General features: G+C 64.6%; 9 protein-coding genes. 1 reads left to right on the top strand and 8 read right to left on the bottom strand.

The window, feature by feature from the left end:
• Positions 1–130: 130 nt before the first annotated feature.
• From QNJ67_23235 to QNJ67_23250, 4 genes are all read right to left on the bottom strand, one after another.
• Positions 131–322, bottom strand: coding sequence for a hypothetical protein (locus QNJ67_23235; protein ID MDJ0611905.1), 192 nt, complete (start codon positions 320–322; stop codon positions 131–133).
• Entirely contained in the window at positions 319–1272 is a 954-nt protein-coding gene (locus tag QNJ67_23240; protein ID MDJ0611906.1) for a carbohydrate ABC transporter permease, read from the bottom strand. The genes QNJ67_23235 and QNJ67_23240 overlap by 4 nt, the downstream gene beginning before the upstream one ends.
• 10 nt (positions 1273–1282) lie before the next feature.
• Positions 1283–2206, bottom strand: coding sequence for a sugar ABC transporter permease (locus QNJ67_23245; GenBank protein ID MDJ0611907.1), 924 nt, complete (start codon positions 2204–2206; stop codon positions 1283–1285).
• Positions 2207–2294: 88 nt separating this feature from the next.
• A complete protein-coding gene (locus QNJ67_23250; protein MDJ0611908.1) occupies positions 2295–3614 on the bottom strand; it encodes an ABC transporter substrate-binding protein in 1320 nt (439 codons plus the stop codon).
• Positions 3615–3942: 328 nt separating this feature from the next.
• On the opposite strand from QNJ67_23250, the gene QNJ67_23255 reads away from it, so the two are divergent.
• Positions 3943–5217, top strand: coding sequence for an amidohydrolase family protein (locus QNJ67_23255; GenBank protein MDJ0611909.1), 1275 nt, complete (start codon positions 3943–3945; stop codon positions 5215–5217).
• A gap of 2 nt (positions 5218–5219) precedes the next feature.
• Here the strand turns inward: QNJ67_23255 and QNJ67_23260 are convergent, their stop codons facing one another.
• The 4 genes from QNJ67_23260 to mce form a co-directional block, all read right to left on the bottom strand.
• Complete coding sequence (locus tag QNJ67_23260) at positions 5220–5639, bottom strand: tellurite resistance TerB family protein (protein ID MDJ0611910.1); 420 nt, start codon at positions 5637–5639, stop codon at positions 5220–5222.
• 81 nt (positions 5640–5720) lie between these two features.
• On the bottom strand, positions 5721–6095 hold the full coding sequence (locus tag QNJ67_23265) for a hypothetical protein (protein ID MDJ0611911.1): 375 nt from the start codon (positions 6093–6095) through the stop codon (positions 5721–5723).
• A 134-nt stretch (positions 6096–6229) separates the two neighbouring features.
• Complete coding sequence (locus tag QNJ67_23270) at positions 6230–6466, bottom strand: DUF1467 family protein (protein MDJ0611912.1); 237 nt, start codon at positions 6464–6466, stop codon at positions 6230–6232.
• Positions 6467–6596: 130 nt separating this feature from the next.
• The gene (gene mce / locus QNJ67_23275) at positions 6597–7001 is read right to left on the bottom strand and encodes a methylmalonyl-CoA epimerase (protein ID MDJ0611913.1); all 405 of its coding nucleotides are present in this window, start codon (positions 6999–7001) and stop codon (positions 6597–6599) included.
• Between the last annotated feature and the right edge of the window lie 197 nt (positions 7002–7198).

Consider the following 7198-nt stretch of genomic DNA (forward strand, 5'->3'; position numbering starts at 1 on the left):
GTCTTGCCGCAGCCGGACGGCCCCAGCATGACGAAGAACTCGCCGTCGTGGATGGTGAAGGACGAGTCCCGCACGGCGACAAAGTCGCCGAAGGCCTTGTGCAGGTTCTCGATACGGATCTCGGCCATGATCACTCCGGAAAATGGCTGACCACGATGAAGGTCACGGTGCCGATCAGGATGACCGTGAAGGAATGCCCGAACAGGGTCAGCGAGAAGGGCTGCATCAGCATGAACACGCCCAGCGCGATCGCGACGGTGGCGCCGTTCTCCCAGGGGCCGCGCTTGAAGAAGCGCCAGAGGCTCTTGTCCGGACTGCTCATTTTCGCACCGCGCCGAAGGTGATGCCGCGCAGCAGCTGATTGCGCAGCACCACGGTGAAGACGACGATCGGCAGCAGGAACAGCGTGGTGCCCGCCGCCACCGCCGGCCAGTCGAGGCCGCCCTCGCCGATGATCAGCGGAATGTAGGGCGGTGCGGTCTGGGCCTGTCCGCTGGTCAGGAGCAGGACGAAGGCGTATTCGTTCCACGAGAAAATCAGGCAGAAGATCGCCGTCGCCGCGATGCCGGTGCGCGCCTGGGGCAAGACCACCCGGAAGAAGGCCTGCAGGCGGGAGTAGCCGTCGACCACCGCGGCCTCTTCGTATTCCCGGGGGATCTCGTCGATAAAGCCCTTCAGAAGCCAGACCGCGAGGGAAAGGTTGACCGCGGTATAGAGCAGGATCATGCCGAGCGCAGTGTCCGAAAGACCGAGCGTCCGGTACATCAGGTAGATCGGGATCGCGACCGCGATCGGCGGCATCATCCGGGTCGAGAGAATGAAGAACAGCAGGTCGTCCTTCAGGGGGACCTTGAAGCGCGAGAACCCGTAGGCCGCGAGGGTGCCGAGGAAGACCGCCAGGAAGGTCGAGCCGAAGCCGATCACGATAGAGTTGATGTAGCGGTCGGCGAACTTCGAGGGGCCGGCGATCACCATGTTCCGCTTGCGCACGATCTCGTCGTACCAGGTCTGCGGCGGCCCCAGACTCTCGATGTACTCCGAGGTCTGCCGGGTGCGCGTGGTGAAGAGGTTGACGTAGCCTTCCAGCGAGGGCTCGAAGAAGACTTTCGGCGGATAGGAGATCGAGTCCGGCGGCGACTTGAAGCCGGTCATGAAGATCCAGACCAGCGGGATCATCGTGACCAGGGCATAGGCGATCACCAGGGCGCCTGCGACAGACTTGCCGAGACGGCCGGTCTCAGAGACCGAATGGGCCTTGGTCGCGCCGCTCATGATTCCACCCTCATGACTTCACCTTGTTCAAGGCCTTGACGTAGATGTTGCCCAGGCCGAAGACGGTCACGAAGAGGATTACGGCGAAGGCCGAGGAATAGCCGGTCTTCCATTTCTCGAAGGCTTCGCGCTTCAGGTTGATCGAGGCGAGCTCGGTCGTGGAGCCCGGCCCGCCCGAAGTCAGCTCGACCACCATGTCGAACATCTTGAAGTTCTCGATGCCGCGGAACAGCACCGCCAGCATCAGGAAGGGCAGGACCCGCGGCAGGGTGATGTACCAGAACTTCTGCAGCGCGTTGGCGCGGTCGATCTCGGCCGCCTCGTAGAGGTAATCGGGAATCGAGCGCAGACCCGCCAGGCAGAGCAGCATGACGTAGGGCGTCCACATCCAGGTGTCGACGATGATGATCGACCAGGGCGCCAAATCGACCGAGCCGATCATGTCGACCGGCCCCAAGTCGGCGAAGAGGTTGAGGATGTAGCTGAAGATCCCGGTCTGGGGCTGGTAGAGGTAGGTCCAGAAGACACCGACCACCGCGGGCGACAGCATCATGGGCACCAGGATCACCGTGGTCCAGAAACCGGCGCCCTTGAAGTTGCGGTTGATCAGCAGGGCGAGGCCGAGACCGAAGAGAACCTGAAGGAACATGGTCCAGCAGACGAAGTGCGCCGTGGCCTGCAGGTAGCCCCAGATGTCCTCGCTCTCGAGCAGGCGCTCGTAGTTGCGCGTGCCGATCCACTTGATCTCCCGGCCCGGCCGGTTGGCCCGGTAGTTGGTGAAGGACAGATAGACGGTCCAGATCAGGGGAAAGATGTTGATCGCCAGCAGCAGGACGATGGTCGGCGAGATGAATACCCAGGCCACGGCCCGGTCGGACAGGCCGCCCCGCCTGGCGAGCATCGTTGCCGGTTTCTGGTCCAGGAACTGCGCCATCTCTCGCCCCGCGCCGTCGCCGCGACGTTGGTTGATGACAGAAGACATGGGCGGGGACGGAGCGCCTCCGCCCCCGCCCTGACAAGGCCTAGAGCTTGCCGTCGTCCTCGAAGGTCACGGTCCAGTCCTCGATCAGCTTGTCGAGGGCCTCCTGTGCCGTGCCCTTGCCGGCGACCACGTAGTCGTGCACCCGCTTCTGCATGGACTGCATCAGCTCGGCGTAGGTCGGCTCCTGCCAGAAGTCCTGGACGCCCGACATGGCCTTCAGGAAGTCGGCCGCGAAGGGCGCGGTGTCCTTGAAGCCGGGGTCTGTCAGCACCGCGTTGTGGCAGGAATAGCCGCCCAGCGACCACCACTTCTTCTGCACGTCCGGCTTGGCGAACCACTTGATGTACTGAAGCGCCAGGTCCTTCTTGTCCGAATAGGACACGACCGAGATGCCCTGGCCGCCCAGGGTCGAGGCCTCGATGTTCTGGCCGGGGTTGACGAAGAAGCCGGTCTTGTCGCCGCCGACGGCCTCGTCCTTCGCTAGGCCCGGGAAGAAGGCGAACCAGTTCATCATCATCGCCACCTGGCCCGACTTATAGGCATCCAGGTTGGCGACCATGTAGGAGTCAGAGTAGCCCGGCGGGGTGCAGCAGTCGTACATCGCCTTGTAGAACTCGAGGCCCTCGGCGGCCGCCTTGGAGTTGACGAAGCCCTCCATGTCATAGGGCTTCTCCGGGTTCTGGTACTGGAAGCCCCAGGGATAGAGGGCCGAGGTCACGCCCATGGTGATGCCTTCCGAGCCGCGCTCGGTGAAGATGGCCGCGCCGTAGACCTTCTTGCCGTCGATCTCGCGGCCCTGGAAGAACTCGGCCACCTCTTTCAGCTCGGTCCAGGTCGTCGGCGGCGCCAGCTCGCGGCCATGCTTGGCCTTGAACTCGGAGCGGATCTCGGGCCTGGCGAACCAGTCCTTGCGGTAGACCCAGCCGAGCGCGTCGCCCATGGCCGGCAGCGCCCAGTACTCCGGCGCGCCCTTGGGCCAGGTCGAGTAGGCGTAGACCGTGGCCGGCAGGAAGTCATCCATCGAGATGCCTTCCTTCTCGAAGAAGTCGTTCAGCTTGACGTAGTGGTTGTAGGTGGCCGAGCCACCGATCCACTGGCTGTCGCCGATCAGGAGGTCGCAGAGCTTGCCGCCGGAGTTCAGCTCGTTCAGGAAGCGGTCGGCGAAGTTGGTCCAGGGCACGAACTCGAACTTCATCGCGATGCCCGTTTCCGCGGTGAAGTCCTTAGACAACTCGACCAGCGCGTTCGCTGGATCCCAGGCAGCCCAGCACAAGGTGATCTCCTTGTCCTGTGCCTGCGACGCGGTAACGCCGGCCGCCGCGATCACGCCGGCCATGGCGAGGGTCTTCAAAGCGCGCATGGTGGTTTCCTCCCTTTCTGCCGCTTTTCTTTATTGGTTCTCGATCTTGCCGCGCCGGACAGCCTTCCGGCGATGCTTCCCGAACCGTTGCGAAAGTTTAGTTACTAAACTAAACCGGCGTCAAGTGCGGCCCCCGGCGCCTCCCCCCGGCGATGCAGCCAGGCTATCGATAGAGTTTCTCTTTTTTTTCAACGGGTTAATCCGAATCGCTGCTTTGTGCGCCCGGTTTCCCCGCTGTTTAGCGGATTGGCGGTGGTCCCCGAACAGCACTTTTTGTAGTATTCACTAAACCAAATGCGATCACGAATATCCCCGGGAGACAGGCGCTATGGCTACACTCTTCACCAATGTCAGGATCCTCGACGGCAGCGGCGCCGCGCCCTATTCGGCCGAGGTTCTGGTCGAGGGCCAGCGGATCAAGTCCATCGCGCAGGACGGCGCCTCCCTCCCCCACGACGGCCACGAGGTTGTCGACGGCGGTGGCGCGACTCTCATGCCGGGCATGTGCGAGGCGCACGGCCACTTGAGCTTCAACAACGCGAGCAGCCTGGAAGAGATCGGCAACATTCCGCCCGAGGAGCACACGCTGCTCACCATGAAGAACGCCAAGCTCTATCTCGACCAGGGCTTCACCAGCGTTTGCAGCGCGGCCGCCGCCAAGGCCAGGCTCGATATCGTCATCCGCGACGCGATCAACGCCGGCGACATCCCGGGCCCGCGCCTGCTGGCCGCCTCGCCGGAGATGACCGTCACCGGCGGCCTCGGCGACGTGAACCTCTATCACCTCGATCGCGAAACCTTCGCGATCATCGCCGACGGCCCGGATCAGTTCCGCCAGCTGAGCCGCGAGATGTGCCGCGAGGGGGTCGATACGCTCAAGATCAACCCCTCGGGCGACGAGTTCGTGCCCTTCGCCCGGGCCCACCAGACGGTGATGAACGAGGCCGAGGTGGCGGCGGTCTGTGAGGTCGCGGAGTCCCGCGGCAAGCGGGTCGCAGCCCACGCGCGCAGCGCGGGCTCGGTCAAGATGTCTCTCAAGTACGGTGTCGAGCTGATCTACCACGCCACCCTCAGTGACGAAGAGGCGCTAGACCAGCTCGAGGCGCAGAAAGACCGGATCTTCGTCGGCCCGACCATCGGCATCTCCTACGCCACCTTGAACGAGGCCTCGGACTGGGGCATCACGCCCGAGGTCGCCGCCGATCTCGGCATCGCCCGGGAGCTGGAGATCGCCGCCGGGAACATGAAGGAGCTGAAGAAGCGCGGGGTCAGGATCGTGCCCGGCGGCGATTACGGCTTCGCCTGGAACCCGCACGGCACCAACGCCCGCGACCTAGTCCACTTCGTCGAGCTGTTCGACTTCACGCCCATGGAGGCGATCGTGGCGGCCACCAAGCTGGGCGGCGAGATCATGATGCAGGGCCACGAGCTTGGCCAGGTGAAGGAAGGCTACCTGGCCGACCTGCTGCTGGTCGACGGCGACCCCCTGACCGACCTCAAGATCCTGCAGGACCAGGACCGCCTGCTCGGCATCATGAAGGACGGCAGGTTCCACAAGAAGCCCGCCGCGCGGGCCCGGACGGGGCTGCAGGCGGCGGAGTAGCGTCAGGCGGCGGCCGCGGGACGCTGCATCATGGTCACGACGTCGAGGATCTGATCGAAGATTGCGGGGTCGATCGACAGCTGCTCGGCGGTCTGGACCAAGGCCTCCCGCTCGCTGTCGTTGATGCTGCCGTCAGCCATGGCGATCCGCATGGCGAAGCAGAGCGCGGTCTCGCGCAGCGCCGGCGAGAGCGTGGCGCCCGCGCGCCTGATCGTCTCCGGATGGCCCTGGTTGACGATCTCTTCCAGGACCTCCTCGATGATGCCGTCGAGGTCGCTCCGGCTGATATCGCCGTAGATCGGACTGAAGGCACAGAGATTGGCGATCTGGGTGGACTCGAAACCGCTGATGTCGCCGTCCGCGATCATGGTGGATATCGCCGGCGTCAATACCGAGCGCGCGACGGTCGCATTGGTTGCCATGGCCGAACCTCCTTTTTCGCGGCCTTCAACCTGACGGAAGCACGTTAATCCGGCCTTAACGCAAGGCCGGGATGGACGGGATCAGCGCACTCTCGGCGGGGTCCTGGCCATGGCCTCGCGGCAGAGCGCCGCCAGGCTGCTCGCCGCATCGCGCGTCAAGGGTTGGCCATTGAAGGTGACCTCCGTGCCCTGGACCTCGACGACGCCGATCAGGGCTTCGGCCTCGAAGCCCTCCCTGGCGCCGAGGCCGAGCCGCTCCATCACATCGACCGTAACCAGGATCTCGAAGGTCTCGGACAAGGGGAGCGCGCCTCCGGGGTCGAGATCCGCCGGCGCAACGGCCTCGCCGCGGACGTCGACACCGGGCCGGTAGGACGCGCCGTTCTGATCGGCCTGGACCAAGAGGCGGCGGCAGTCCTCGCCCGAGATCTCGATGACCGCGTCCGACGCGGACAAGTGCCCAGCGGCCGGGGTCAGCAGGAGAAGCGCGAGTATGGCTCTGGAGATCAAGCGCACCGGTAGAGACTAGTGGTGAGAGCTTAATCCATTGGAAAGAGCATGAGAGTAGCGGGAGCCCACCCCGCCTGGTCTCAAGGGTTCCTGAACGAGATCAGGTCGCTCTCGATCAGGTAGTAGGCGACGCCGAACAGCAGGGTCGCGATCACCGTCGTGATGATGAACTTCTTCACCAAGTTCGGATTGGTCGGCGCGCTCGAGGCGTGGCCCGGCTCCTGCTCGTCGGGCACCCTGAGCCCCCAGGGCAGGACGGTGAAGAGCACCACCCACCAGATCAGGGTAAAGACCAGTATCCCGGTAAAGACACTCATGCTCGGTGACCACCTTCAGGCAGAATCACCATTCTTGTCTTTGCCGGGTCCCGGCTCAGCAATCCAGGGCGCCCCGCAAACCTGGATGCCCGGGTCGAGCCCGGGCATGACAAACCAGCGATCTCCATGACTAGACCTGTTCCAGCTCGACCAGGGTGCCGCAGAAGTCCTTGGGGTGCAGGAAGAGCACCGGCTTGTCGTGGGCGCCGATCTTGGGCTCGCCGTCGCCCAGCACCCTGGCGCCCTCGGCGACCAGCTTGTCGCGCGCGGCGAGGATGTCACCAACTTCGTAGCAGATATGGTGGATCCCGCCCGACTGGTTGCGTTCCAGGAAGCCGGCGATCGGCGAATCGGCGCCCAGGGGATGGAGCAGCTCGATCTTGGTGTTGGGCAGTTCGACGAAGACCACGGTGACGCCGTGCTCGGGCTGGTCGACCGGTTCGGAGACCGTGGCGCCCAGTGTCTGGCGGTAGAGCGCCGACGCGGCCGCCAGGTCGGGCACCGCGATGGCGACGTGATTGAGCCGACCGATCATGTCTCTCCTTCCTTCATGCTTGCGCCTCGCCTAGGGCCTGTTGACATTCACGGCGCGCTCCTGGCGGGAGCGGATTTGCGCCGGGGCCAGGAGCGGGAGGCGCCGTGGGGTGGGGCCCCACAAGGCCTTCCGCGACGCCGCCCCGGCGCAAATGCGCCCCGTCCCGAAGGGATCCGGCGAAATCGGCCCGCTGCCGC

The organism is Kiloniellales bacterium (assembly GCA_030064845.1).
GTDB lineage: Bacteria > Pseudomonadota > Alphaproteobacteria > Kiloniellales > JAKSDN01 > JASJEC01.